Annotated in this window: 22 protein-coding genes; 16 read left to right on the forward strand and 6 right to left on the reverse strand. The window is 73.1% G+C overall.

Translation table 11 applies throughout. From position 1 onward, the window contains the following. Positions 1-206 precede the first annotated feature (206 nt). The 9 genes from G407_RS30465 to G407_RS0112430 all read left to right on the forward strand — a co-directional run bounded on the left by G407_RS30465 (position 207) and on the right by G407_RS0112430 (position 9069). Complete coding sequence (locus tag G407_RS30465) at positions 207-980, forward strand: hypothetical protein (protein WP_052341300.1); 774 nt, start codon at positions 207-209, stop codon at positions 978-980. 10 nt (positions 981-990) lie between these two features. Further along, the gene (locus tag G407_RS0112395; protein WP_052341301.1) at positions 991-1425 is read left to right on the forward strand and encodes a phage holin family protein; all 435 of its coding nucleotides are present in this window, start codon (positions 991-993) and stop codon (positions 1423-1425) included. Positions 1426-1441: 16 nt separating this feature from the next. Continuing rightward, positions 1442-1975 carry a DUF3618 domain-containing protein gene (locus tag G407_RS30470; RefSeq protein ID WP_052341302.1) on the forward strand — a complete coding sequence of 178 codons (534 nt, stop codon included), beginning with the start codon at positions 1442-1444 and terminating at the stop codon, positions 1973-1975. Between the two features lie 94 nt (positions 1976-2069). Beyond that, positions 2070-2960: a hypothetical protein gene (locus tag G407_RS30475; RefSeq protein WP_052341303.1), complete on the forward strand. Its 891-nt coding sequence runs from the start codon at positions 2070-2072 to the stop codon at positions 2958-2960. Positions 2961-3186: 226 nt separating this feature from the next. Beyond that, the gene (gene trkA / locus G407_RS27455) at positions 3187-4584 is read left to right on the forward strand and encodes a Trk system potassium transporter TrkA (RefSeq protein WP_052341304.1); all 1398 of its coding nucleotides are present in this window, start codon (positions 3187-3189) and stop codon (positions 4582-4584) included. A 4-nt stretch (positions 4585-4588) separates the two neighbouring features. Next, positions 4589-6076 (forward strand): TrkH family potassium uptake protein, encoded by a 1488-nt coding sequence (locus tag G407_RS0112415; RefSeq protein WP_052341305.1) that lies wholly within the window; start codon positions 4589-4591, stop codon positions 6074-6076. 312 nt (positions 6077-6388) lie between these two features. Next, complete coding sequence (gene metX / locus G407_RS0112420; protein WP_043539660.1) at positions 6389-7579, forward strand: homoserine O-acetyltransferase MetX; 1191 nt, start codon at positions 6389-6391, stop codon at positions 7577-7579. Further along, complete coding sequence (gene metW / locus G407_RS27460; protein ID WP_084327495.1) at positions 7576-8256, forward strand: methionine biosynthesis protein MetW; 681 nt, start codon at positions 7576-7578, stop codon at positions 8254-8256. The genes metX and metW overlap by 4 nt, the downstream gene beginning before the upstream one ends. Positions 8257-8355: 99 nt before the next feature. Then, positions 8356-9069, forward strand: a complete 714-nt coding sequence (locus tag G407_RS0112430) for a hypothetical protein (RefSeq protein WP_029031052.1) — start codon at positions 8356-8358, stop codon at positions 9067-9069. A gap of 25 nt (positions 9070-9094) precedes the next feature. Here G407_RS0112430 and G407_RS27465 read toward each other — a convergent pair whose 3' ends face one another. Next, entirely contained in the window at positions 9095-9820 is a 726-nt protein-coding gene (locus G407_RS27465) for a ribonuclease HII (protein WP_084327496.1), read from the reverse strand. A gap of 184 nt (positions 9821-10004) precedes the next feature. Between G407_RS27465 and G407_RS0112440 the strand changes: the two genes are divergently transcribed. The 7 genes from G407_RS0112440 to recN all read left to right on the forward strand — a co-directional run bounded on the left by G407_RS0112440 (position 10005) and on the right by recN (position 19255). Beyond that, positions 10005-10925, forward strand: coding sequence for a D-alanine--D-alanine ligase (locus tag G407_RS0112440; RefSeq protein WP_029031053.1), 921 nt, complete (start codon positions 10005-10007; stop codon positions 10923-10925). Further along, positions 10892-11857 (forward strand): cell division protein FtsQ/DivIB, encoded by a 966-nt coding sequence (locus G407_RS0112445; RefSeq protein ID WP_029031054.1) that lies wholly within the window; start codon positions 10892-10894, stop codon positions 11855-11857. The genes G407_RS0112440 and G407_RS0112445 overlap by 34 nt, the downstream gene beginning before the upstream one ends. Continuing rightward, the gene (ftsA, locus tag G407_RS0112450; RefSeq protein ID WP_029031055.1) at positions 11854-13167 is read left to right on the forward strand and encodes a cell division protein FtsA; all 1314 of its coding nucleotides are present in this window, start codon (positions 11854-11856) and stop codon (positions 13165-13167) included. Before G407_RS0112445 ends, ftsA begins: the two co-directional genes overlap by 4 nt. Positions 13168-13280: 113 nt before the next feature. After that, positions 13281-15215 (forward strand): cell division protein FtsZ, encoded by a 1935-nt coding sequence (gene ftsZ, locus G407_RS0112455; RefSeq protein ID WP_029031056.1) that lies wholly within the window; start codon positions 13281-13283, stop codon positions 15213-15215. Between the two features lie 368 nt (positions 15216-15583). After that, the gene (gene lpxC / locus G407_RS0112460) at positions 15584-16525 is read left to right on the forward strand and encodes a UDP-3-O-acyl-N-acetylglucosamine deacetylase (RefSeq protein ID WP_029031057.1); all 942 of its coding nucleotides are present in this window, start codon (positions 15584-15586) and stop codon (positions 16523-16525) included. Positions 16526-16670: 145 nt separating this feature from the next. Continuing rightward, on the forward strand, positions 16671-17570 hold the full coding sequence (locus tag G407_RS0112465) for an outer membrane protein assembly factor BamD (protein WP_029031058.1): 900 nt from the start codon (positions 16671-16673) through the stop codon (positions 17568-17570). A gap of 11 nt (positions 17571-17581) precedes the next feature. Further along, a complete protein-coding gene (recN, locus tag G407_RS0112470) occupies positions 17582-19255 on the forward strand; it encodes a DNA repair protein RecN (RefSeq protein WP_029031059.1) in 1674 nt (557 codons plus the stop codon). 16 nt (positions 19256-19271) lie between these two features. On the opposite strand, the gene G407_RS0112475 is transcribed toward recN, so the two are convergent. The 5 genes from G407_RS0112475 to phnL all read right to left on the reverse strand — a co-directional run bounded on the left by G407_RS0112475 (position 19272) and on the right by phnL (position 23284). Further along, positions 19272-19922, reverse strand: a complete 651-nt coding sequence (locus tag G407_RS0112475) for a hypothetical protein (RefSeq protein ID WP_156917571.1) — start codon at positions 19920-19922, stop codon at positions 19272-19274. Between the two features lie 116 nt (positions 19923-20038). After that, positions 20039-20779, reverse strand: a complete 741-nt coding sequence (locus G407_RS0112480) for a LuxR family transcriptional regulator (RefSeq protein ID WP_029031061.1) — start codon at positions 20777-20779, stop codon at positions 20039-20041. A 62-nt stretch (positions 20780-20841) separates the two neighbouring features. Continuing rightward, entirely contained in the window at positions 20842-21396 is a 555-nt protein-coding gene (gene phnN / locus G407_RS0112485; RefSeq protein ID WP_029031062.1) for a phosphonate metabolism protein/1,5-bisphosphokinase (PRPP-forming) PhnN, read from the reverse strand. Beyond that, on the reverse strand, positions 21393-22547 hold the full coding sequence (locus G407_RS0112490; protein ID WP_029031063.1) for an alpha-D-ribose 1-methylphosphonate 5-triphosphate diphosphatase: 1155 nt from the start codon (positions 22545-22547) through the stop codon (positions 21393-21395). The genes phnN and G407_RS0112490 overlap by 4 nt, the downstream gene beginning before the upstream one ends. A 26-nt stretch (positions 22548-22573) precedes the next feature. Further along, on the reverse strand, positions 22574-23284 hold the full coding sequence (gene phnL, locus G407_RS0112495; protein WP_029031064.1) for a phosphonate C-P lyase system protein PhnL: 711 nt from the start codon (positions 23282-23284) through the stop codon (positions 22574-22576). Positions 23285-23293 lie beyond the last annotated feature (9 nt).

Here is a 23293-nt window from a genome sequence, read left to right on the forward strand (position 1 = left end):
GCTCCTGGGGGCGTCGTCGTCGTGCACGGGTCCTCGCTGCATCGCCTGCGACAGAACCAACGCGGGCGCCCGCCGGGACGTTCGACGGAAGCGCGCGCACGGGTGCGCGAGGGGCCGCGTCGAAGCGTCGCCGTGGGCCGCCGCGGGCACGGAACCCTCGCACGGCTCGGATGTTGAGTGCCCGAACCGATGAGGAGTGCGATTTCATGACCGCCAGTGCTCAGAACGGCGAAGATCGTCCCCGCGCCGATTGGGACGAGCTCAAGCGCGAGGCCTCCGACGCCGCCCGCGAGACCGCAGACGAAGCGCGCGAGGCGGGCTACGCCTTCGTGCACGGGGCCCGCGACCGGGCGACCGACTACCTCGAGCGGCGCAAGGAGAGCGCCGTGCAATCGATCGACGATGTGGCTCACACCTTGCGTGAGAGCTCGGAGAACTTCGACGACCGGCCGAACCTGCGGCTCTTCGTCGACAGCGCCGCGGACGGGCTCGAGAATCTCGCCGAGGAGATCCGCGACCGCAGCTTCATCGAGGTCTACGCCGACGTCGAGCAGCTCGCCCGCCGTCGCCCGGCCCTGTTCGCCACCGCCGCCGGCGTCGCGGGCTTCATGCTCGCGCGATTCCTGAAGAGCTCCGCCGAGGAGGTCGAGGAGCGGCGCATGCACGGGGCCTACCAGCGCGAGCAGCGTCATGCCCGCCGCTACGGCGGCGCCGGCTACGCGCCGGGCGCGGCCCAGGCCGGCTTCGAGACGAGTGGTGGCAAGCCCGGCGGCCGGGATCCCGGCGGCCACGCCGCCGAGCGCCGGCCGCCCGGCGAGACCCACGAGGGTCCGGTGGGCACGCGCCCCAGCCGCAGCGAGACGACGAACGTCTCTGGCACCCGCACGCCGGAACGTTCCGGCGGCGCGCCGGGCACGTCCAACGCGGCCGCGGCGCAGGCCGCCGCCAACGCCGCCGCGCGCCCGCGCGGCGAGAGCTGAGGAGGCCCTCATGGACCACCGCGACCCCGCAGCAGACGCCGAGCAGGCGCGCCGTAGCGCCCGTGAGAACGCGTCGATCCAGGGCCTCGTCGCCGAGGCCCTGCGCGAGGCGACCGACCTCGCCCGCAAGGAGGTGGCGCTCTTCCGCGCGGAGATGAGCCACAACGTCAAGCTGCTCATCGCGGGCATCGTGGCGCTGCTCGCCTCGAGCGTCTTCGCGATCGCGACGCTGGTGCTGCTCACCGACGCGCTCGTCGACTGGATCGCCGTTCTCGTCGATTCGGCGGCCCTCGCCTCGCTGATCGTCGCGGGCGTGACGCTGGTGATCACGATCGCGCTGATCCTCTACGGCCGCTCGAAGCTGTCCTCGGCCACGCTCGAGCCCACGCACACCATCCGCTCGGTGGAGCGCGACGGCGACGTGCTCTCGCACCGCCGGCACTGACCGGGAGGAAGACGAGATGACCAAGATGACAGAGCTGGAACGCGACATCGAGGAGAGCCGCGCACGGCTCGACCGGACGATCGACCGGCTGCAGGACCGCATGACGGCGAGCGGCGTCGCCGACGACGTGCTCGGCACCGCGCGTCGCTACGGATACGGCTCGCAGCTCGACCGCGCCGCGGAGGCGATCCGCGAGAACCCGATCCCGGTCCTCCTCGTGGCGGCCGGTATCGGCTGGCTGGCGCTTTCCATGACCGACGGCGCGCGCCGCCGCACGGCGCGCCGCGAGCTCGAGCGGCGCGGCCTGATGGATCGGCCGCCCCGCCGCCACGTCGCGGGCGACCCGGTCCCGGAGGTCGAGCCGGGCCTCGGTGCCACGCGCCGGGCGGGCACGGTGCCGCCGGCGATGGTGCGCACGGAGGAGACCGCGACGGACCCGACGCCGCGCGGACGCCCGCCGGTCGAGCCGATCACGCCCGCGCGTCCCGCGCCCTACGAACCCACGCCCTACGAGCCGGTGACCGGCACGACATCGGGCGTGCGCCGCTGACGTCGGCGACGCCGACATCGGGGCGCGCGCCGCCGAGGCGGGGCGCCCCCGCGACCGAGACATCGAGGAGCGATCCTCACGAAAGGAGACCAGCATGGCCGAGATCAGGAAGGACGAGAAGCCGATCGTCGAGCCGGGCGACGCCCGCACGGATCGCCCGGCCCAGCCCGCCACGGCGGCGAGCCCGGTCTCGCCCGCGGCGCCGGGCTCGACGCCCGGCATGAGCCCGACGCCGATGCCCGCGACCCCGGGCGCGGCGGGGACGCCGCCCTACACGCCGAACCCGGCGCCGGGCGCGGGGACCTACACGCCGCATCCGACCTATGCCGCCGCCCCCGCGGGCGGGCGCGTCGAGTCGGGCGGCTCGGGCTCTTCGGGCTCGTCGGATTCGGTGCGCGATCGCGCCGCCCGGGCCTACGAGGAGACCCGCCACCGCGCCGCCGGCGCGCAGGAGCATACCCGCGAGCGTCTCGGCGAGGCCCGCGCCCGCGGCGAGGGCGCCTACGAGGAGGCCCGTCGCCGCGGCGAGGGGTACTACGAGGAAGCCAGCCGCCGCGGCCAGGCCGCCTGGGATCAGGCCCGCCACTACGGCGAGGAGTACTACGAGGACGCCATGGCCTACGGCCGCGAGGCCTACGACGCCAGCCGCGGCATCCTGCGCGAGAACCCGATCCTGATCGGCGTGCTCGGCCTCGCCGCCGGCCTCGCGCTCGGCGCGCTCCTGCCGCGCACGCGCCAGGAGGACCGGTACTACGGCCCCTACGCGGACGAGGCACGCCGGCGCGGCTGGGACTACGCCCGCGACGCGCAGGAGCGCGGCATGGGCTACGCCCGCGACGCGATCGATCGCGGCCGCGACTACGCCCACCACGCCTTCTCCGAGGAGGGCGGCCACCCGGTCCACGAGGACGAGTGGCGGCGCGAGCGCAGCCCCGAGGAGGACGCCGCGCGGCGCACGAGCCCGGGCGGCAACGGGCGTCACTGACCGTCCCGCGTCCCTGCGACCAACGAGGAGGCCGCGTACCCCGCCGGCGGCGGCGGTGCGCGGCCTCCGCGCGTTCCCCCCGCCGCACGCCTTCCGCAGGCTTGTCGATACCGCGGCTTCGTCGTACACACGGCGGCGCGGCCTTCGCCCCGCAGGGCGGTCCGAACCTCTCACGACCGTGCGCGGCTCCGCGCGCGGCGGACGATGAACACGCGACGGGCAGGGCATGAAGATCGTCGTCTGCGGCGCCGGGCAGGTGGGCTCCACCATCGCGCGCCATCTCGCCAACGAGGGGATCGACGTCACCGTCGTGGACTCCGATCCCGGCCAGGCCAGGCGCGTGGACGAGAGCTACGAGGTCCGCGGCATGGTCGGCCACGCCTCGCACCCGGAGGTGCTCGAGCGCGCCGGATGCCGCGAGGCCGACATGCTGATCGCCGTCACCCGCTCGGACGAGGTGAACATGGTGGCCGCCCAGGTCGCCTATTCCCTCTTCCGCGTGCCGCGTCGCATCGCCCGCGTACGCCACCACGGCTATCTCGATCCCTATTCCCGCGCGCTCTACGCCGCCGACCAGATGCCGATCGACGTCGTGATCTCGCCCGAGCTCGAGGTGGCGAACGGCGTCGCGCGGCGCCTGCGCACGCCCGGCGCCTTCGACACGGTGCCGCTCGCCGAAGGCCGCGTGCAGCTGATGGGCATCCACACGGACACGCCGGGCTGCGTGCTCACCGGGCGCACGCTCTCCGAGGTGCCGCAGGTGATGCCCGATCCGCACATGATCGTGGTGGCCATCGTGCGCGACGGGCAGGCCTTCGTCCCCAAGGGCGCCGACCGGATCGAGAAGGGCGACGACGTCTACGTCGTCACCGAGCCCTCGCGGGTCGACCGGGTGATGGCGGTGTTCGGCCACGAGGAGCGTGTGGCGCGCCGCGTCGTCGTCGTGGGCGGCGGCAATGTCGGGCTCAACCTCGCCAAGATGCTCGCCCGCGAGGCGCCCTACGTGCGCCTCAAGATCATCGAGCATTCCCGCGAGCGCGCCGAGTTCGTCTCGCGCGAGCTCGGCGACCGCGCCGTCGTCCTGCACGGGGACGCGCTCGACACCGACGTGCTCGAGGAGGCGAATGCCGGCTCCGCCGAGACGGTGGTCGCCGTCACCAACGACGACGAGACCAACATCTTCTCCTCGGTGCTCGCCAAGCGGATGGGCTGCAAGCGCGCGATCACGCTCGTCAACAAGACGAGCTACGAGCCGATCATGCCCTCGCTCGGCATCGACGCGGTGGTCTCGCCCAACGCCATCACGATCTCGACCATCCTGCGCCACGTGCGCCACCGCTCCGTCTCGGCGCTCTACACCCTGCGCGAGGAGTTCGGCGAGGTGATCGAGGCCAAGGCGCAGGCCGGATCGAAGCTCGTGTCGGGGCCGATCAACGAGATCGGCCTGCCGGATGGCATGCTCATCGGTGCCGTCGTGCGCGGCGAGCAGGTGGTGATCCCCCACGGCGACTTCCGGGTGCAGGCGGGGGATTCGGTCATCGCCATGGTGACCTACAAAGCGCTGAAGAAGGCGGAGGCCTTTCTGGCGGGCAAGGGACCCGACATCCGCACCGGCGAGCGCTGAGCCGATGGCGCGCGTCTCGCTCGACACCTGGGCGCCGCCGGCCTTCCGCCCGATCATGCTGCTCGTCGGCGGCATGCTGCTGTCGCTGTCGGCGGCGATGCTGATCCCGGCGGGGTTCGACCTCTACGCCCGCAACGAGGACTGGCGCGCCTTCGCGCTCTCCTCCGTCGTCACCTTCGTGTGCGGCATGTCCCTCGTGCTGATGGCGCGCACGAAGCTCGCCGGCGGGCTGACGCTGCGCCAGGCCTTCGTGCTCACCCCGCTGACCTGGCTCACCGTGGCCGTGTTCGCGGCGCTGCCGCTCTACTTCTCGGACTACGCGCAGCTGCGCGAGAGCTTCGCCAACGCCTTCTTCGAGTCGATGTCCGGCCTGACCACCACGGGCGCGACCGTGATCGTCGGGCTGCAGGACGCGCCGCCCGGCGTGCTGATCTGGCGGGCGCTGCTGCAATGGATGGGCGGCATCGGCATCATCGCGACGGCGATCGCGATCCTGCCCGCGCTCGGCGTCGGCGGCATGCAGCTCTTCCGCACGGAGAGCTCGGACCGCTCGGAGAAGGTGCTGCCGCGGGTGCGCGAGATCGCCACCGCCATCGTGTCGCTCTACCTCGCCTTCACCGTCACCTGCGCGATCGCCTACTGGATCGCGGGAATGACGCCCTTCGACGCGCTGGCGCACGCGCTGACCACGATCTCGACGGCGGGCTTCTCGACGCACGACAACTCGCTCGGCAACTGGGTGAACCCGGCCGTCCACTGGATCGCGGTGGCCGGCATGCTCGCGGGCGCCGTGCCCTTCGTGCTCTACGTGCGCCTGTTCCAGGGCGAGCTCGACACGCTGCGCAACAGCCAGGTCCGCATCCTGTTCGGCTTCCTCGCCGTGGTCGTCGCGCTGATGGCGCTCTGGCTCGTCTCGAGCGAGCGATACGCCCTCTCCGACGCCATCCGGCACGCGTCCTTCAACATCGTCTCGGTGGTGACGACGACGGGCTTCGCCTCCACCGACTACGGCGCATGGGGCAACGTGGCCGTGGGCGTGTTCTTCGGCCTGATGTTCGTGGGCGGCTGCACGGGCTCCACGGCGGGCGGCGTGAAGATCTTCCGCTACGAGGTGATGGCGCGCCTCCTGCACAGCCATTTCCTGCACCTGATCTACCCGCGCGGCGTCTTCCCCCGCACCTACGCCAACCGCCCGCTCCCCGACGACGTCGTCGCCTCGGTGGTGGTGTTCTTCTCGCTGTTCTTCGTGTGCTACTCGATCATCACCATCGTGCTGATGGCCTTCGATCTCGACTTCCTCACCAGCGCCTCGGCGGCGGTGAGCGCCCTGTCGAACGTCGGCCCGGGGCTCGGCCCGATCATCGGCCCGGCGGGGAACTTCTCCTCGCTGCCGGACCCGGTGAAGTGGGTGCTGGCCTTCGCGATGCTGCTGGGGCGGCTCGAGCTGTTCACGGTGCTGATCCTGTTCATGCCGCGGTTCTGGCGGGGGTAGCGCGCCTCTCTCGGAGGCGAGTAGGGGCGCGCGGGTCCTGCGCGATGGTCTTCACGTACCGGCGTGCCGCGGTGCTCGAGGCGGCCGGGGAGGCCTGCTGGATCGAGCCCTCCTCGCGTCCCTCCGGGAGCGGCTCACCGCGCCTCGCCGCCGCGGGCGTGCGGCACGCCTCGCGCCACCTCACCCCATTGCCCCGCCTTGCCCGCCGCATTATGCTCCGTTCGACCTATCGAACGAATTCGATCGTTCGGTCGGCTCATCCCGCAACCCGGACCCCGAAATCCACACGCCGCCGAAGGCAGACCGCCGCCCATGACAGCCGCCGCCCCGATCCCGGATTCGACCCTCGCCCGCGAGGCGCGCTCGCAGGCCGACGAGCCGCAGAGCCTCGTCATGCGCTTCTCGGGGGACGAGCCGCTGATGATGGATTGCGGCACGGCGCTGGCGCCCTGGCAGCTCGCCTACCAGACCTACGGGACGCTCGACGCGCAGCGCTCCAACGCGGTGCTCGTCTGCCACGCGCTGACGGGAGACCAGCACGCCGCCAACGTGCATCCGGTCACGGGCAAGCCCGGCTGGTGGTCGAGCTTCGTCGGGCCGGGCCGGCCGATCGACACGGAGCGCTTCTTCGTGATCTGCGCCAACGTCATCGGCGGCTGCATGGGCTCGACGGGCCCGGCCTCCACCAACCCGGCGACCGGAGCGCCCTGGGGGCTCGACTTCCCGCTCGTGACGATCCGGGACATGGTCCGCGCCCAGGCGATGCTGGTGGAGAAGCTCGGCATCGACGACCTGTTCTGCGTCGTCGGCGGCTCGATGGGCGGGATGCAGGTGCTCGAATGGGCGGCGCTCTACCCGCAGCGGGTCTTCGCCGCCATGCCGATCGCCGCCTCGGCGCGCCATTCGGCGCAGAACATCGCCTTCCACGAGGTCGGCCGGCAGGCGGTGATGGCCGATCCGGACTGGCGCGGCGGGCGCTACCTCGAGGAGGGCGCGCGCCCCCGCAAGGGGCTCGCGGTCGCCCGCATGGGCGCGCACGTCACCTACCTCTCGGAGAGCGCGCTGCACCGCAAGTTCGGCCGGCGCCTGCAGGAGCGCGATGCGCCGACCTTCTCCTTCGACGCCGACTTCCAGATCGAGAGCTACCTGCGCTACCAGGGCATCACCTTCGTCGAGCGCTTCGACGCCAACTCCTATCTCTACGTCACCCGGGCGATGGACTATTTCGACGTCGCGGACGCGCACGGCGGCAAGCTCGCGGATGCCTTCCGCGGCACGCGTACGCGCTTCTGCGTGATGAGCTTCACCTCCGACTGGCTGTTCCCCACCGAGGAGAGCCGCGCCGTGGTGCGCGCGCTCAACGCGGCGGGAGCGTCGGTCTCCTTCGTCGAGATCGAGAGCGACAAGGGCCACGACGCCTTCCTGCTCGACGAGCCGGACATGTTCGCGGCGGCGAAGGGCTTCGTCGACGGCGCCGCCGCGGCGCGGGGGATCCCGGGATGACCGCGCACCTGCCGCCGCCGAACCCGCCTCCGCCGCACCTGCCGCCGCCGCTGGGGCCCGCCGACACGGCGGCGCGGCCGCGCAAGGACCATCTGCTGCTGGCGGGCATGGTCGCGCCGGGCGCGCGCGTCCTCGACGTCGGCTGCGGCGACGGCTCGCTCCTCGCGCTCCTGCGCGACCGCAACGGCGTCGACGGGCGCGGCATCGAGATCGCCCGCGACAACGTCGCCGCCTGCCTCGCGAAGGGCCTCTCGGTCATCCAAGGCGATGCCGACACGGATCTCGCGGACTATCCCGACGACGCCTTCGACTACGTCGTGCTCTCGCAGACGATCCAGGCGACGCGGCACCCGCGCGAGGTGCTCGAGCACATGCTGCGCATCGGCAACCGCGCCATCGTCTCCTTCCCCAATTTCGGGCACTGGCGCGTGCGCGTCGACATCGGCCTGCGCGGGCGCATGCCGGTGAACGAGACCATGCCCTACACCTGGTTCGATACGCCCAACATCCACTTCTGCACGATCCGCGACTTCGTCGGCCTGTGCGAGCTCGTGGGCGCGCGCATGGAGAAGGCGTGGGCGCTCGACGGGCGCGGCGAGCCGGTGCGGCTGCCGCTGCCGTGGTGGGCCTGGAACCTGCTGGGCGAGCAGGGCGTGTTCCTGCTCAGCCGCACGTGATTCGAGCCGTCATGTTTCGTGATTGAACGCTCGGCGCCTTCGCTCGTTGTCACGCCGAAATTCGGACGCATCCGAAACGGACACACGAGAGGTGATGCCATGCGCACCATGACCTTCGCGAAGCTGACGCCCATCGTGGCGCTTCTCGCGCTCGCCGCCTGCGAAAACGAGCCGACCACGGCCGAGGCGCCGGTGATCGAGGAGGAGACCGCCGTCGTCGAGGAGGAGACCGCCGTCGTCGAGGACGACGCGGCTCTCGTCGAGGAGGAGACCGTCGCGGTGGAGCCGCTGGAGACGGAGACCGAGACCGAGGTCGGCGCGATCGAGCCGCAGGTCGGCACCACGACCGGCACCGAGACCGCCGGGACCGAGATCGAGCCGATCGTCGAGGAGACCGGCGAGGCCGAGGTCACCGTGATCACGCCCGATGCCGGGACCGAGACCACCGCCCAGGCGACCGGCACCGGCGCGGGGACGGGGTTCGGCGCCGGGACGACGGGCGAGGCGACCGGGGCGCTCAGCGCCACCACCGCCGCGATGGTCGATCCGGGCACCTATTCCTCCGACCAGCTCTCGCTCGAGCTCGCCGAGGGCGGCACGTTCGCCCTCACGGGTCCGGACGGCAACACGGTCGAGGGCGACTGGCGCGTGTTCGACGACACGCTGACGCTCTCCAACGTCGAAGGTGCCACGGGCGACGCCTCGTTCCCGATGACCTGCACCATCGCCGAGGAGGGCGAGGGCTTCCGCATCTCGGCGCAGACCTCGTCGTGCGAGATGCTCGACGGCCAGGTGTTCCAGCCCCAGGGCTGACGCGAACGCCGACGCGACGCCGTCCTCAGGACGCGTGACGCAGCAGGAGGCCGGCCTCGTCGCCGGCCTCTTTCGCGTGCGCGCTCTCCAGGGCGGCCCGCTCCGCATCGCCGAGGTGTGCACGCACCGGCGCGAAGCTGCGGCGGTGGGCGGGGCAGGGGCCGTGCGCCGCGAGCGCCGCGAGGTGCTCGGGCGTGCCGTAGCCCATGTGCCGCGCGAAGCCGTAGGCCGGGTGGACGGCGTCGAGCCGCGCCATCATCCGGTCGCGCGTCACCTTGGCCACGATCGACGCCGCCGCGATCGCCGCGACCTCGCCGTCCCCGCCGATCACCGCGCGGCCCTCGCAGGAAAGGCCCGGCGGCACGTCGCGCCCGTCGACCAGCGCGAGGTCCGGCGCGCAGGGAAGCCCGAGGAGCGCGCGGCACATGGCGGCGAGCGTCGCGCCACGGATGTTGCGCCGGTCGATCTCGGCGGGCGAGGCGCTCGCCACCGCCACGTGCGCGCGCGCCAGGATCGTGCCGTAGAGCTCCTCGCGCCGCTCGGGAGCGAGCTTCTTCGAATCGGCGAGCCCGCGCGGGACGGGCCCGTGGAAGACCACCGCCGCGCAGACGACGGGCCCGGCGAGCGGACCACGGCCCGCCTCGTCGATGCCCGCGACGAGGGCGCCCGGCGCGGCCGCACGCTCCCGCCGCCCGTCGAGACGGGGCAGGGCCTTGTGCGCGGCACGGGTCCGGGCGACGGCGGGGGGCATGCGTCCTCACGCTCGGGCGCCGCGAATCGGCGCCGGAGCGCCCATCCTACCCGTCCCGATTTGCGTGCGCGACCCGCCCGCGCTACCCCGCGCAGGCACGCGATCCTCGAGGACGCGTTTACCGCCCGTTCAGCACGAGGCCCGACGCTCTCGCCCATGGGCGCCGCCGGAAAGGGATGATCTCATGAAGCACGTCGCGGTCCTGATGGGCGGCTCCTCGGCCGAGCGGCCGGTGAGCCTGAGCACCGGGCGCGCCTGCGCCGCGGCGCTCGAGGGCGAGGGCTTCCGGGTGACGCAGGTGGACGTGACGCCGGAGGTCGCGCGCGACCTCGCCGCGCTCGCCCCGGACGTCGCCTTCAACGCGCTGCACGGGCCGATGGGCGAGGACGGGCGCATCCAGGGCCTGCTCGAGTACCTGGCGATCCCCTACACCCATTCCGGCGTGCTCGCCTCCGCGCTCGCGATGCAGAAGGACAAGGCGAAGATCGTCATGGCCGCCGCCGGCGTGCCGGTGGCGACCGGCGTCGTGTGCACCCGCTTCGAGGCGGCGCGCGCCCACGTCCTGCCGCCGCCCTACGTGCTCAAGCCCGTGGCCGAGGGCTCGTCCTTCGGCGTCGTCATCGTGCGCGAGGACCGCTCGCATCCGCCCCAGGAGATCGCCCGCGAGGACTGGCCCTACGGCGATGTCCTCCTGGCCGAGGAATACGTGGCGGGGCGCGAGCTGACCTGCGCCGTCATGGGCGACCGGGCGCTCGGCATCATCGACATCCGGCCCGCCTCGGGGGCCTTCTACGACTACGACGCGAAATATGCCGCGGGCGGCTCGATCCACGTCCTGCCCGCAGACCTTAAACCGAAAATTTACCATCAGGTCCAAGAGTCGGCGTTAACGGCACATCAAGCTCTCGGCTGCCGAGGGGTGACGAGGACCGACTTTCGCTACGACGACGGCCCCGGCGGGACCGGCAAGCTCGTGGCGCTCGAGGTCAACACCCAGCCCGGCATGACACCGACGAGCCTCGTGCCCGAGATCGCAGCCCATGCGGGCTACAGCTTCGGTGAGCTTGTACGATGGATGGTGGAGGACGCCTCGCTGAACCGCTGACCGCCGGATCGCCCGGCGGCGCGACGGCGCGTGCCGGGCTCCGCGCGGCCCTGCGGCTCGACGCGCTGGGCTCCGCTCTCCCCGCCGCCTTCCGCCGCCGCGGGCCGATGGCCCGCCTCGAGCGGCGCCTGCCGCGCTTCGCCGGCACGGTTCTGCTCGGCGTCTTCTTCGGCGCGACGGCGGTCTCGGGCCTCGCGGCGGGCGGCCGGCTCGACGCCTTCTTCGCGCAGAACGGGTCTCCCCGCGACGTGCTCGCCCGGGCGCTCGGCTTCGGGATCGACGCCGTCACGATCTCGGGCATCGCGCGGCTCGACGAGCGCGAGGTGCTCGCCGCCGCGGGCATCGACCCGCGCACCTCGCTGCCCTTCCTCGACGCGGGCATCGCCCGCGAGGGGCTGGAGGCGCTGCCCCTCGTCGGCCACGCCTCGGTGCGCAAGCTCTTCCCGAACCAGGTGACGATCGGCATCGAGGAGCGCGAGCCCTATGCCCTGTGGCAGGTCGACGGGCGCGTCTACGTCATCGCCGCGGACGGGCGCGTCATCGACGTCTTCCGGGACGATCCGCGCTACCGCGTCCTGCCGCACGTCGTCGGCGAGGGCGCCAACGAGCGGCTCGAGGACTATTTCGCCATCGTCGACGCCGCCGGCCCGCTGCGCGCGCGCATCCGCGCCGGCAGCCTCGTCGCCGAGCGGCGCTGGACGCTCACCCTCGACAGCGGCATCGACCTGCGGCTGCCCGAGCGCGACCCGATGGCGGCGCTTTCGCGCTTCGTCGCGCTGGAGCGCGAGCACGGGCTTTTCGACAAGGACATCATCGCCGTGGACCTGCGCATGCCCGATCGAATCGTCGTGCGGCTCACGGAGGAGGCCGCCGCCGCGCGCGCCGAGGAGATGAAGGACCGCGCGCTGCGCGGCCGGGGGGTGCGCACGTGAGCGCGACCGTCGTCCTCCCCCGCCTCAAGCCGCTCTCCGCCCGCAAGGGCGCGATCCTCTCGGTGCTCGACGTCGGCACCTCGAAGATCGTCTGCCTCGTCGCCCAGCTCCAGCCCTGGGAAGGCGCGGAGGGGCTGACCAACCGCACGCACCTGGCGCGCATCCTCGGCATCGGTCACCACCGTTCCACGGGGCTCAAGGGCGGCGCGATCGTCGATCTCGAGGCCGCCGAGACGGCGATCCGGCACGCGGTCCACGCCGCCGAGCGGATGGCGAAGGTCGAGATCCAGTCCGTCATCGTCAACCTGACCGGCGGGCGGATCGCCTCGCAGCGGCTGTCCTCGAGCGTCGTCGCCCGCGGAACGGTGGGGGACTCCGAGATCCAGCGCGCCCTGCGGCTGGCGACCGCCGGCGGCGTCGGGCAGGGCCGGATCACGCTCCACTCGATCCCGCTGGCCTACACGCTCGACAGCCAGGCCGGCATCGCCGACCCGACGGGCATGCTCGGCGAGAAGCTCTCGATCGACCTCCACGTCGTCGGCGCCCAGGCGGCGGCGGCGCGCAACCTGATGCTCGCGATCCAGCGCTGCCACCTCGACGTCGAGGCCGTGGTGGCGACGCCCTACGCGGCGGGGCTCTCCGCGCTCTCGGACGACGAGGCCGAGATGGGCGTCGTCGTCGTCGATTGCGGCGGGGGGACGACCTCGGTGGGCGTCTTCGAGGCGGGGCATCTCGTCCACGCCGACGCGCTGGCGGTGGGCGGCCATCACGTCACGATGGACGTGGCGCGCGGCCTCGCGACCAAGCTCTCCGCGGCCGAGCGGCTCAAGACGCTGCACGGCGCCTGCATCGCGTCCGCCGCCGACGAGCGGGACCTGATCCACGTCCCGACCGTCGACGAGGACGAGCGCGCGCTCGCCGCGCATCTGCCGAAATCGCATCTCGTGCGCATCGTGCGGCCGCGGGTCGAGGAGATCCTCGAGCTCGTGCGCGACCGCCTCGGCGAGGCCGGCCACGGCCCGCGCCCCGGCCGGCGCATCGTGCTCACGGGCGGGGCGAGCCAGCTCGCGGGGCTGCCGGAGACGGCGCGTCGTATCCTCGAGGGGCCGGTCCGCGTCGGCCGTCCGCTCGGGATCAAGGGACTGCCGGAGGCGGCCAAGGGTCCCGCCTTCACGGCGGCGGTGGGGCTCCTCGTCTATCCGCAGGTGGCGCACGCGGAGCGCTTCGACACCCGCGGCGGGCAGGCCGGGGGCGCCGAGGGACAGGGTTACATCTCGCGGGTCGGGCGATGGCTGCGCGAGAGCTTCTGAGATGAACCGGACCGCGCCGGCGTAACGGGTGCGGGGCACGGTCGGGACACGGAACAGGGGCGGCGCCCACAGAGCGCCGCGGGACACGGGACAGGGCACGAGAGGGCAAGCCAATGGCTCAGATCAATCTGCAGGCTCCGGACATCCGCGAGCTCAAGCCGCACATCACCGTCTTCGGCGTGGGCGGCGCCGGCGGCAACGCCGTCAACAACATGATCGACTCGGGCCTGCAGGGCGTCGAGTTCGTGGTCGCCAACACCGACGCGCAGGCGCTCGCCTCCTCGCGGGCGAGCCGCATCGTGCAGATGGGCGTCGCCGTCACGGAGGGGCTGGGCGCCGGCTCGCAGCCGGACGTCGGCCGCGCCGCCGCCGAGGAGGTGATCGACGAGATCCGCGATCAGCTGTCGGGCGCGCACATGGTGTTCATCACCGCCGGCATGGGCGGCGGCACGGGCACGGGCGCCGCGCCGGTGATCGCGCGGGCCGCGCGCGAGATGGGCATCCTCACGGTGGGCGTGGTGACCAAGCCCTTCCAGTTCGAGGGCTCGCGGCGCATGAAGCTCGCCGAGGCGGGCATCCAGGAGCTGCAGTCGAACGTCGACACGCTGATCGTCATCCCCAACCAGAACCTCTTCCGCGTCGCCAACGAGCGCACCACCTTCGCCGACGCCTTCGCGATGGCCGACCAGGTGCTCTACTCGGGCGTGGCCTGCATCACCGACCTGATGGTGAAGGAGGGCCTCATCAACCTCGACTTCGCCGACGTGCGCGCGATCATGCGCGGCATGGGCAAGGCGATGATGGGCACCGGCGAGGCGTCCGGCGACAACCGCGCGCTCCAGGCGGCCGAGGCGGCGATCGCGAACCCGCTGCTCGACGACGTGTCGATGAAGGGCGCGCGCGGCCTGCTGATCTCCATCACCGGCGGCCCCGACCTCACCCTCTACGAGGTGGACGAGGCGGCGACCCGCATCCGCGAGGAGGTCGACTCGGAGGCGAACATCATCCTGGGCGCCACCTTCGACGAGACGCTCGAGGGCGTCATCCGCGTGTCGGTGGTGGCCACCGGCATCGACCACGAGCTCGCCGCGGCGGCGCTCGAGGTCTCCGCCACCGAGCAGCGGATCGCGGAGGTGGCCGAGCGCCTGCGCGCCGAGGCCCGTGCCCGCGCGACGCAGCAGGGGCAGGCTCCCGCGACCACGACCGTCGTGCCGCAGGTGCCGGCGCAGCGTGCCGCCGCGCCGGCCGAGACGGCGGCGCCCGCCGCCCGCCCGGCCGCCGAGGCGCCGTCCGCCCAGGTGGCGGCCGAGCCCGAGACGCACGTCCCGGCGCCCGCCGCCGCGCCGGTCGTCCAGGCGCACGCCGCGCCCCAGCCCGCGCCCCAGCCCGCCACGCATGCCGCCGCGCCGGCGCCCGTTCACGCGCCGTCGCCGGCGGTCACCGCCGCCGAGCGCGCCGTCGCCGAGGCGATGGCCGGTCTCGCCGTGGAGCGCACGCCGGCGCCGCAGCCGGAGCCCGAGGCTTCGCACGACGACATCTTCGTGCCGCCGCAGGCGGAGCGCGTGCATCGCGCGCCGCGCATGCCGCGGGTCGACGAGCTGCCGATGCCGGCGCAGAACCAGCTGCGCGCCCGCGGGCCGCAGCCCGAGGCCGAGCAGAAGCGCGGCCTCCTGCACCGCCTCGCCACGGTCGGTTTCGGCCGCCGCGAGGACGCGCCGGCCCAGCCGCACGGCCAGGTACCCGGCCAGGCCCCCGGCCAGCAGCACGCCCAGCCCGCGCCGCAGGCGCAGGCTCCCGCGGCGCGCCAGCCGGCTCCCGCCCCGCGTCCCGCGCAGCCGGCCGCGCAGGCTCCGGCGCAGCCGCAGCAGCCGCAGCAGCCCGGCATGTCGCCGGTCCACGCCGAGTACACCAAGCGTCCGGCGGCGCCGCAGGGCTACCGCCCGGCCCAGGGCAATCTCGACCCGCACGGCCGCGCGCCCGCCCAGCCGCGCCCGCTCGACGACGACCAGCTCGAGATCCCCGCCTTCCTGCGCCGCCAGGCCAACTGAGGCGGCCGTTCCCGGCGGCGGCTCGCGGTGCGGACCCGCGGCCGCCGCCCCCTTCCCGAGCCCGCCCGATTCTCGCCCAGGATCGCCCCGGACGCCCGCGTCCGGGGCGTTCGCTCTTCCGGCCCCGAGCTGGAAAACCTCAACGAAATCAACGTTCGTCACGGGTGTGGCGAAATCGCGGCGACTTGTAACAGAACGTTAGACAACGTGATTTGGCCGGCCCCTCGGGCGCGACTATGGTGCGCCGCATACAGGAAGAGGCGGTCGGGCTCCCGCTCGAACCGTCCGGGGCCGAGAACACGGACAGGCAGGCCGATTGCCGGGGGCGCTCGCGTCCACGCCGAGAGCCTTTGTCCTGGAAGAGAACGATGAGCCAGATGCATCAGGTCACCCTGCGCGCGCCCGTCGAGATCAGCGGAACGGGCGTCCATTCCGGCGAGAGCGTCTCGGTGACCCTGCATCCGGCGGAGCCCAACCACGGCGTCGTCTTCCTGCGCACGGGCCTCCCCAACGGCATCGACCGCCTCATCGAGGCGCGCCACATCAACGTCTCGGCCACCGAGCTGTGCACCGTCGTCGGCGTCCGCGAGAGCGGCTGCGTGGCGACGATCGAGCACCTGATGGCCGCCCTCGCCGGGCTCGGCGTCGACAACGTCCTCGTCGAGATCGACGGAACCGAGGTGCCGATCCTCGACGGATCGGCCGCGCCCTTCGTGGACGCGATCGAGGCGGTCGGCACGATCACCCAGGCTGCCTCCCGCCGCGTGCTCAAGGTCCGCCGCCCGGTGCGGGTGGAGAAGGGCGCCTCCTTCGTCGAGCTGCTGCCGGCCGACAAGGGCCTCAAGCTCGACGTCGAGATCGACTTCGCCGACGGCGCCATCGGCCGCCAGCGCCGCGTCTGCGACCTCACGCCGGCGACGTTCCGCCGCGAGATCGCCGCCGCGCGAACCTTCGGCTTCATGCGCGACGTCGAGGCGCTGTGGAAGGCCGGCTTCGCGCTCGGCGCCTCGCTCGAGAACACCGTCGCCGTGGGCGAGGACGGGGTGATCAACCCCGAGGGCCTGCGCTTCGCCGACGAGTTCGCCCGCCACAAGCTGCTCGACGCCGTGGGCGACCTCGCGCTCGCCGGCTACCCGCTGGCGGCGCATTACCGCGCCCATCGCGGCGGCCACCGCCTCAATTTCGCCGTCCTGGAAGCTTTGTTCGCCGATCGTGCGAACTACGAGATCGTCGAGGTCGGGACACGCCGGGAGCCGGCCGAGGCCGTGCTGCCTCTGCCGCTCGCTGCCTTCGGCGGCCGCGCCGGCTGACGCCTCCACCGCTCTCTCGCGACCGTCGGGCGCATCTCGCGCGATGCCGCTTTGCGGATCGGCGGGTCTGAGGTAAACAGCGCGGAAATCCAGGTGCCGGCGCGGGACGCGCGGGGCGCGAATCCCTTCGGAGGTCGATCGAGGCATGTCTTTCGCGAATGCGTATCGAGGCGCGAAAGCCGCCGCCGTCCGCTCGGTCGCGATCGCCGGGCTCGCGCTCGCGCTCGCGGGCTGCGAGACCGTCGCCTCGCTCAACCCCTTCGGCCGCGGCGAGACCTACGAGCCCGAGATCGTGGAGACGCGGCCCGCCGCCGAGCTCTACAACGAGGGCCTCTCGCTGATCGACCGGGGCCAGTACCAGACGGCCGCGGAGCGCTTCGAGGAGATCGAGGAGGCCTACCCGTTCAGCGACTTCGCCCGGCGCGCGCTGATCATGCAGGCCTACGCGCAGTTCGCCGGCGGTGCCTACGACGACAGCTCGAACACCGCGCAGCGCTACCTGCAGCTCTATCCGGGCCAGGAGAGCGCGGACTACGCGCAGTACATCCTGGCGATGTCGAACTTCAACCAGATTCCCGACATCACCCGCGACCAGTCCCGCACGGCCCAGGCGCTGCGCGCCTTCCAGGAGCTGATCGACCGCTACCCGAACTCGGACTACGTCGAGGACGCCCGCGCCAAGATCGTCTTCGCCAACGACCAGCTCGCCGGCAAGGAGATGGAGGTCGGGCGCTTCTACCTCGAGCGGCGCAACTACACGGGCGCGATCAACCGCTTCCGCACCGTGGTGGCCACCTACCAGACGACCCGCCACTCGGAAGAGGCGCTGGCGCGCCTGACCGAGGCCTACATGGCCATGGGCATCGTCGACGAGGCGCAGACCGCGGCCGCCGTGCTCGGCCACAACTTCCCCGAGTCGCAGTGGTACCGCGACAGCTACGCGCTCCTGCAGTCGGGGGGCCTCGAGCCGCGCGAGAACCGCGAGTCCTGGATCAGCCGCGCCTTCCGCGGGTTCACGCGGGCGGTGGTCGGCGTCGGCGGCTGAGCCGCGCGCCCATGCTCGTCCAGCTCTCGATCCGCGACATCGTCCTGATCGATCGCCTGGAGCTGCAGTTCGGCGACGGCCTCTCCGTGCTCACCGGCGAGACCGGTGCCGGCAAGTCCATCCTGCTCGATTCGGTCTCCCTCGCTCTCGGTGGGCGCGGCGACGGGGCGCTGGTGCGCCACGGCGAGAAGCAGGGCGTGGTCACCGCAGTGTTCGACGTATCCCCCGATCACCCCGCCCGCGCGATCGCCGCGCAGGCGGAGATCGACACCGAGGGCGACCTGATCCTGCGCCGCGTCCAGATGGCGGACGGGCGCACCCGCGCCTTCATCAACGACCAGGCCGCGAGCGTGCAGGTCCTGCGCGCCATCGGCTCGATGCTCGTCGAGATCCACGCCCAGAACGCCGACCGTGCGCTCGTCGACCCCGCGACCCACCGTGCCATCCTCGACGCCTATGGCGGGCTCGGGGCGGATGCCGCCGCGGTCGCCTCGGCGGCGGACCGGGTGCGCGAGAGCCGCCGGGCGCTGGAACGTCACCGCGCCCGGATCGAGGCGGCGCGCAAGGAGGCCAACTTCCTGCGCCACGCGGTCGAGGAGCTGACGGCGCTGGCGCCGAAGCCCGGCGAGGAGGAGAGCCTGGCCGAGCGGCGCAGCACCATGATGCAGGCCGAGAAGGTCGCGAGCGACCTCTCCGAGGCCTTCGATTCGGTCGCCGGCAACGCCTCCCCGATCGCCGCCCTCTCCGCCGCCGTGCGCCGGCTCGAGCGCCGCGGGGCGCAGGCGCCCGCCCTCGTCGACCCGCCGGTGAGGGCGCTGGACGCGGCGCTCGTGGCGCTGGACGAGGCGCGTGCCGCGCTCGAGGCGGCGATGCGCGCCGCCGAGTTCGACCCGCACGAGCTCGAGCGCGTCGAGGAACGGCTGTTCGCGCTGCGCGCCGCGGCGCGCAAGCACGACGTCCCCGCCGACGATCTCGCGGCGCTGGCGCAGCGCTACGCCGGCGATCTCGCCGAGATCGACGCCGGCGAGGAGACGCTGCATCGGCTCGAGGCGGCGCTGGCGGAGGCCGACGTCGCCTACGTCGCCGCCGCGCAGACGCTCAGCGAGAAGCGCCGTGCCGCCGCCCACGCGCTGGATGCGGCGGTGCTGGCGGAGCTGCCGCCGCTGAAGCTCGAGCGCGCCGCCTTCATCACCGAGATCGCCGTCGACGAGGCGAGCCGCGATCCGGCCGGGTTCGACCGCGTCGAGTTCTGGGCGCGCACCAACCCCGGCACGCGTCCGGGACCGATGATGAAGGTCGCCTCCGGGGGCGAGCTCTCGCGCTTCATGCTGGCGCTGAAGGTGGTGATCGCCGACCGCGGCTCGGCCCCGACCCTCGTCTTCGACGAGATCGACACCGGCGTCGGCGGCGCCGTGGCGGACGCCATCGGCCAGCGCCTCGCCCGCCTCGCCGGGCGCGTCCAGGTGATGGCGGTGACCCACGCGCCGCAGGTCGCGGCCCGCGCGGGCGCGCACTACCTGATCTCGAAGGAGCCCGTCGACGGCTCGGAGCGCGTCGCCACCCGCGTCACGCCCCTGCGCGAGACCCCGCGCCGCGACGAGATCGCCCGCATGCTCGCCGGCGCCACCATCACCGACGAGGCCCGCGCGGCCGCGCGGAAGCTGCTGGAGGCGGCGGTTCGGTGAGGGGGAGCCCCCGGGCTCAATGCTTCGGTTCGTGGTGCTCCAGGCCCGCTTGCATGGCGATCATCGCGGCGCGCTCGATGGCGCGCGCGTCCGCACTGGCCAGCCTCTGCGCCAGGAGCGCCGAGGCCCGTCGGTAGGCGGCGTCGCGTGAGCGCGGTTCGCGCGCCTCCAAGCGTTCGGCCGCCGAAGCAGCCAGCCTGTGCGCGAAGTCTGCGACGAGCCCGAGAGCGTGGCTCGCGTCGGGATCCGCCTCGGCGAGGGACCGCGCCGAGCACGCCATCGCCCCGGCGCAGTCGAGCGCGACGCGCGTCACCTCCGCCAGCCCCTCGATCGATTCGCACATCGCGACGAGACCCGGGAGCGAGGCCGCTTCCAGGGAGCCCGGTACCGGACCCGGCAGCGGCGGCTCGGACTGGGCGCTTCCGAGACCGCCTTCCAGCCACAGGTTAGCCTCGTATCGTGCCTTGGAGCGGGTCGGGCACGGCTCGCACCGCTCCTCCAGGATCGCACGAGCGGCGGCGTCGGCGCGCTTCCACGCCTGCGCGAGCTCCTCGTGATCGCCGATGCTGCCGACGAGGGCGAGACGCTCCAGGGCGCATGCCGTAGCGGCGGCAGCCCTCAGTTCACCGAGCAGCCTCACGAGTCCTGGGGCGTCATGCATGCTCATCCTCGGATTCCTGGGATTCACGTCGGCCGCGCGCAGTGGATCTGTCGAGCCACAGTCTTAGGCTGCACATGACGCGCTCGCGTAGTACGCCTTCGCGTACTACCTTTCCGTTGTCGCTACCGCACCAGCCCCAGCCGGATCGCCTCCGCAACCGCGTGCGTCCTGTTGCGCGTGCCGAGCTTCCGGCGGGCGGAGCGCAGGTGACGGTCGACACCGTGGTCGGTGATGCGCATGCGCGCGCCGATCTCGAGGTCGGTGAGGCCCTCGGCCGCCCATTGCAGCGTCTCGCGCTCGCGGGGCGAGAGGGAGGGGCGCGGGGAGGGCTCCTCCTCGTCGACGCGCCGCAGCTGCAGGCTACGGGCGAGCGCGTAGGTGGCGAGCAGGGTCAGCATGCCCCGCGCCTCCGGCGAGGACTCGCTCCGGGGGCCGGCGAGCGAGAAGCCGGCGACGTCGCCCTCCACCGTGACGAGCGGCACGGTGAAGCCGCACTTCAGGTCGAACTCGCCGGCCTCGTCCATGACGCGGCGCGCCGCGGCGTCCTGCGCGCAGTCGGCCTCGAGCTCCGACCAGAAGAAGGGCGAGGCATTCGCGTTGACGCGGCGGATCGCCGGGTCGCGGTAGAGGTAGCCGTGCGAGAAGTAGCGGCGCGCCCATTCCTCCGGCCAGACCGCCAGCAAGACGTGCGCGACCTGCTGGACACGCGAGGCGCCCGGCCGCGGCATCGTGCCGGCGAGCAGGTGCTCGAAGCCGAAGCGGCGCGCCGGCGCGAGCAGCGCACGACAGACGTCCTCGTGCGTGCGCGCACGATCGACCTCCTGGATGAAGGCGAGCGTCTGATCGAGCGACTTGCGGGACATCGAGCGACCTCCCCCGGGAGTGTCGCCCATTGCGCGCGAGGCGGCAAGACGTGCAACCGGCGTCAGGCCGGCGGCGCCGCTCCGGCGAGCCGCTCCAGCGCCGCCACCAGCGCCGCGACGCCCTCCTCCGGCGTTCGGTCGTTGACGATGGTCGCGTCCGCGGCGATCGGGGCGAGCGCGTCGGAGCGGGCGAGGCGCGCATCCGCGTCGGCGTCGCGGCCGCGCGCGGCGATGCGGGCGGCCAGCACCGCACGCGGGGCGGTGACCTCGATCACGACGACGCCCGGCAGCGCCGCGCGCGCCTCGGCGACCCGCGAGCGCGAGCCGTTGACGACGCACACCGCCCCCGCCGCGGCCGCCTCCGCCACCGCGCGCGGCACGGCGTAGCCGAGCCCGTGGGCGCGCCACCAGAGAGCGAAGCGCCCCGTCGCGATCCCCGCCTCGAAATCGGCCTCCGAGATCGTGTCGTGCGCCTCGTGGGTGCCGACGGGCCGCGTGACGAGCCGATGCGGGAAGCGGATGCGCGGGTCGCCGGCGAGCGCCCGGCGCGCGCCGGCGATGAGCGTATCCTTGCCGGCGCCGCTCGGCCCGACGACGAGGACGAGGGCGCCGCTCACGCCACCCGCTCCCCCTCGCGCCAGACCTGGCGCACGACCGGCGTCTCGCCGGCGATGCGCACCCGCACGAGATCGGCGCGCAGGCCCGGCGCGATGGCGCCGCGGTCGCCGAGACCGGTCGCACGGGCCGGGTTCACGGTCACCGTGCGGATCGCGGCGGGCAGGTCGATCGCGGGCACGCGATCCGGAAGGCGGAAGGCGGCCATCAAGAGGCTCGCGGGCACGTAGTCCGAGGAGAGGATGTCGAGGAGGCCCTCCTGCGCCAGCGTCTGGGCGGCGACGTTGCCGGAATGCGAGCCGCCGCGGATGAGGTTGGGCGCGCCCATCATGACGGTGATGCCGCGGTCGTGGCAGGCCTGCGCCGCCTCGACGGTGGTCGGGAACTCGGCGAGCGAGACGCCCGCCTCCCAGGAGGCGCCGACGTCCTCGCGGGTCGTGTCGTCGTGGCTCGCGATCGGGATGCCGCGCGCCCGCGCCAGCGCGATCAGCGCCGGGCGGTTCTTCTCGGCGATCGCGCCGTTGCGCGCGACCCGCCGCGCGACGAGCGCCTCGGTCTCCTCGCGGCTCGTCGCGTTCTTGCCGCCGTAGTAGACGAAGTACTGCTCGAGGTCCCGGAACTGCCGCTGGCCGGGCGTGTGATCCATCAGCGACAGGAGCCCGACCGGGAACACGGCGGCGAAGTTCTCGACCGATTCGATCAGGTCCGGCGAGGGGATCTCGCAGCGCAGGTGCGTGTAGTGCTCGGCCCGGAAGAGCTTGTGCCGGCGCGCCTCGTCGAGCGCTTCCGCGATGGTGAAGAGCTCGCCGCCGAGGCTCGGCGCGTCGAGATCGGTGCCCGCGCGCAGCGAATCGAACACGGTGGTGATGCCCGAGGTGACGATCTGCGCGTCGTAGGCGAGCACCGCGCCGAGCGGATGCCAGCGCACCTTCGGGCGCGGCGCGTAGTGGCTCTCGAGGTGGTCCGTGTGCAGCTCGACGAGGCCGGGGATCAGCGTCTCGCCGGCGCAGTCGATGCCCCGCTCGGGCGCGCGCCCCTCGCCCACCTCGGCGATCCGCCCGTCGGCCACGGCGACGAAGCCGCGGATCACGGCATCGGGCAGCACGATCTCGGCATTCTCGAGCACGAAGCTCGCGGGGCTCTGCGATGTCATCTCTCGGGTCTTTCGGGAAGCAATGGTCAGGCGGCGGGTCTAGCCCTGAAGCGTGTCACATCCACGACGCGGGTCGCGACCGCGTCGCGGACGTCGGCGTCGTGGAAGATGCCGAGGAGCGCGCAGCCGGCCTCCCGCTTCTGCCGGATCAGCTCTATCACGACCGCGCGATTCGCGGCGTCCAGCGAAGCGGTCGGCTCGTCGAGGAGCAGCACGCTGCGCGGGGCGATCAGCCCGCGGGCGATGTTGACGCGCTGCTGCTCGCCGCCGGAGAAGGTCGCCGGCGGCAGCTCCCACAGGCGCTCGGGCAGGTTCAACAGCGCGAGCAGCTCGCGGGCGCGGGCGTCGGCGGCATCGGGCTCGAGACCGCCCTCGCGGCCCTCGGCCGCGACGACGTCGCGCGCGCCGACGCGCGGGATCACCCGCAGGAACTGGCTGACGTAGCCCATCGTCGTGCGCCGCAGCCGCATCACCTCGCGGGGCGCCGCGCGCGCCACGTCGACGACCCCGCCGTCGGCGTCGCGCACGCGGATCGCGCCGGCGTCGCAGCGGTAGTTGCCGTAGATCATCTTGAGCAGCGACGACTTGCCCGCTCCCGACGGCCCGCCGAGCACGACGCATTCGCCCGGATGGACGTCGAAGGAGACGTCGGCGACGACCTCGAGCCGGGTGCCCTCCCGCAGGTGGAGGGTGAAGGTCTTGGAGACGGTCTCCAGGGAGACGAGGGGATCGGTCATCGGTCGGTC

The organism is Salinarimonas rosea DSM 21201, assembly GCF_000429045.1.
Classification (GTDB): domain Bacteria; phylum Pseudomonadota; class Alphaproteobacteria; order Rhizobiales; family Beijerinckiaceae; genus Salinarimonas; species Salinarimonas rosea.

What these genes read in the sequence shown, in the direction of transcription:
- G407_RS30465 (WP_052341300.1), top strand. Translation starts at nt 207, where the DNA reads ATGACCGCCAGTGCTCAGAACGGCGAAGATCGTCCCCGCGCCGATTGG.
- G407_RS0112395 (WP_052341301.1), top strand. Translation starts at nt 991, where the DNA reads ATGGACCACCGCGACCCCGCAGCAGACGCCGAGCAGGCGCGCCGTAGC.
- G407_RS30470 (WP_052341302.1), top strand. Translation starts at nt 1,442, where the DNA reads ATGACCAAGATGACAGAGCTGGAACGCGACATCGAGGAGAGCCGCGCA.
- G407_RS30475 (WP_052341303.1), top strand. Translation starts at nt 2,070, where the DNA reads ATGGCCGAGATCAGGAAGGACGAGAAGCCGATCGTCGAGCCGGGCGAC.
- trkA (WP_052341304.1), top strand. Translation starts at nt 3,187, where the DNA reads ATGAAGATCGTCGTCTGCGGCGCCGGGCAGGTGGGCTCCACCATCGCG.
- G407_RS0112415 (WP_052341305.1), top strand. Translation starts at nt 4,589, where the DNA reads ATGGCGCGCGTCTCGCTCGACACCTGGGCGCCGCCGGCCTTCCGCCCG.
- metX (WP_043539660.1), top strand. Translation starts at nt 6,389, where the DNA reads ATGACAGCCGCCGCCCCGATCCCGGATTCGACCCTCGCCCGCGAGGCG.
- metW (WP_084327495.1), top strand. Translation starts at nt 7,576, where the DNA reads ATGACCGCGCACCTGCCGCCGCCGAACCCGCCTCCGCCGCACCTGCCG.
- G407_RS0112430 (WP_029031052.1), top strand. Translation starts at nt 8,356, where the DNA reads ATGCGCACCATGACCTTCGCGAAGCTGACGCCCATCGTGGCGCTTCTC.
- G407_RS27465 (WP_084327496.1), bottom strand. Translation starts at nt 9,820, where the DNA reads ATGCCCCCCGCCGTCGCCCGGACCCGTGCCGCGCACAAGGCCCTGCCC.
- G407_RS0112440 (WP_029031053.1), top strand. Translation starts at nt 10,005, where the DNA reads ATGAAGCACGTCGCGGTCCTGATGGGCGGCTCCTCGGCCGAGCGGCCG.
- G407_RS0112445 (WP_029031054.1), top strand. Translation starts at nt 10,892, where the DNA reads ATGGATGGTGGAGGACGCCTCGCTGAACCGCTGACCGCCGGATCGCCC.
- ftsZ (WP_029031056.1), top strand. Translation starts at nt 13,281, where the DNA reads ATGGCTCAGATCAATCTGCAGGCTCCGGACATCCGCGAGCTCAAGCCG.
- lpxC (WP_029031057.1), top strand. Translation starts at nt 15,584, where the DNA reads ATGAGCCAGATGCATCAGGTCACCCTGCGCGCGCCCGTCGAGATCAGC.
- G407_RS0112465 (WP_029031058.1), top strand. Translation starts at nt 16,671, where the DNA reads ATGTCTTTCGCGAATGCGTATCGAGGCGCGAAAGCCGCCGCCGTCCGC.
- recN (WP_029031059.1), top strand. Translation starts at nt 17,582, where the DNA reads ATGCTCGTCCAGCTCTCGATCCGCGACATCGTCCTGATCGATCGCCTG.
- G407_RS0112475 (WP_156917571.1), bottom strand. Translation starts at nt 19,922, where the DNA reads ATGAGCATGCATGACGCCCCAGGACTCGTGAGGCTGCTCGGTGAACTG.
- G407_RS0112480 (WP_029031061.1), bottom strand. Translation starts at nt 20,779, where the DNA reads ATGTCCCGCAAGTCGCTCGATCAGACGCTCGCCTTCATCCAGGAGGTC.
- G407_RS0112490 (WP_029031063.1), bottom strand. Translation starts at nt 22,547, where the DNA reads ATGACATCGCAGAGCCCCGCGAGCTTCGTGCTCGAGAATGCCGAGATC.
- phnL (WP_029031064.1), bottom strand. Translation starts at nt 23,284, where the DNA reads ATGACCGATCCCCTCGTCTCCCTGGAGACCGTCTCCAAGACCTTCACC.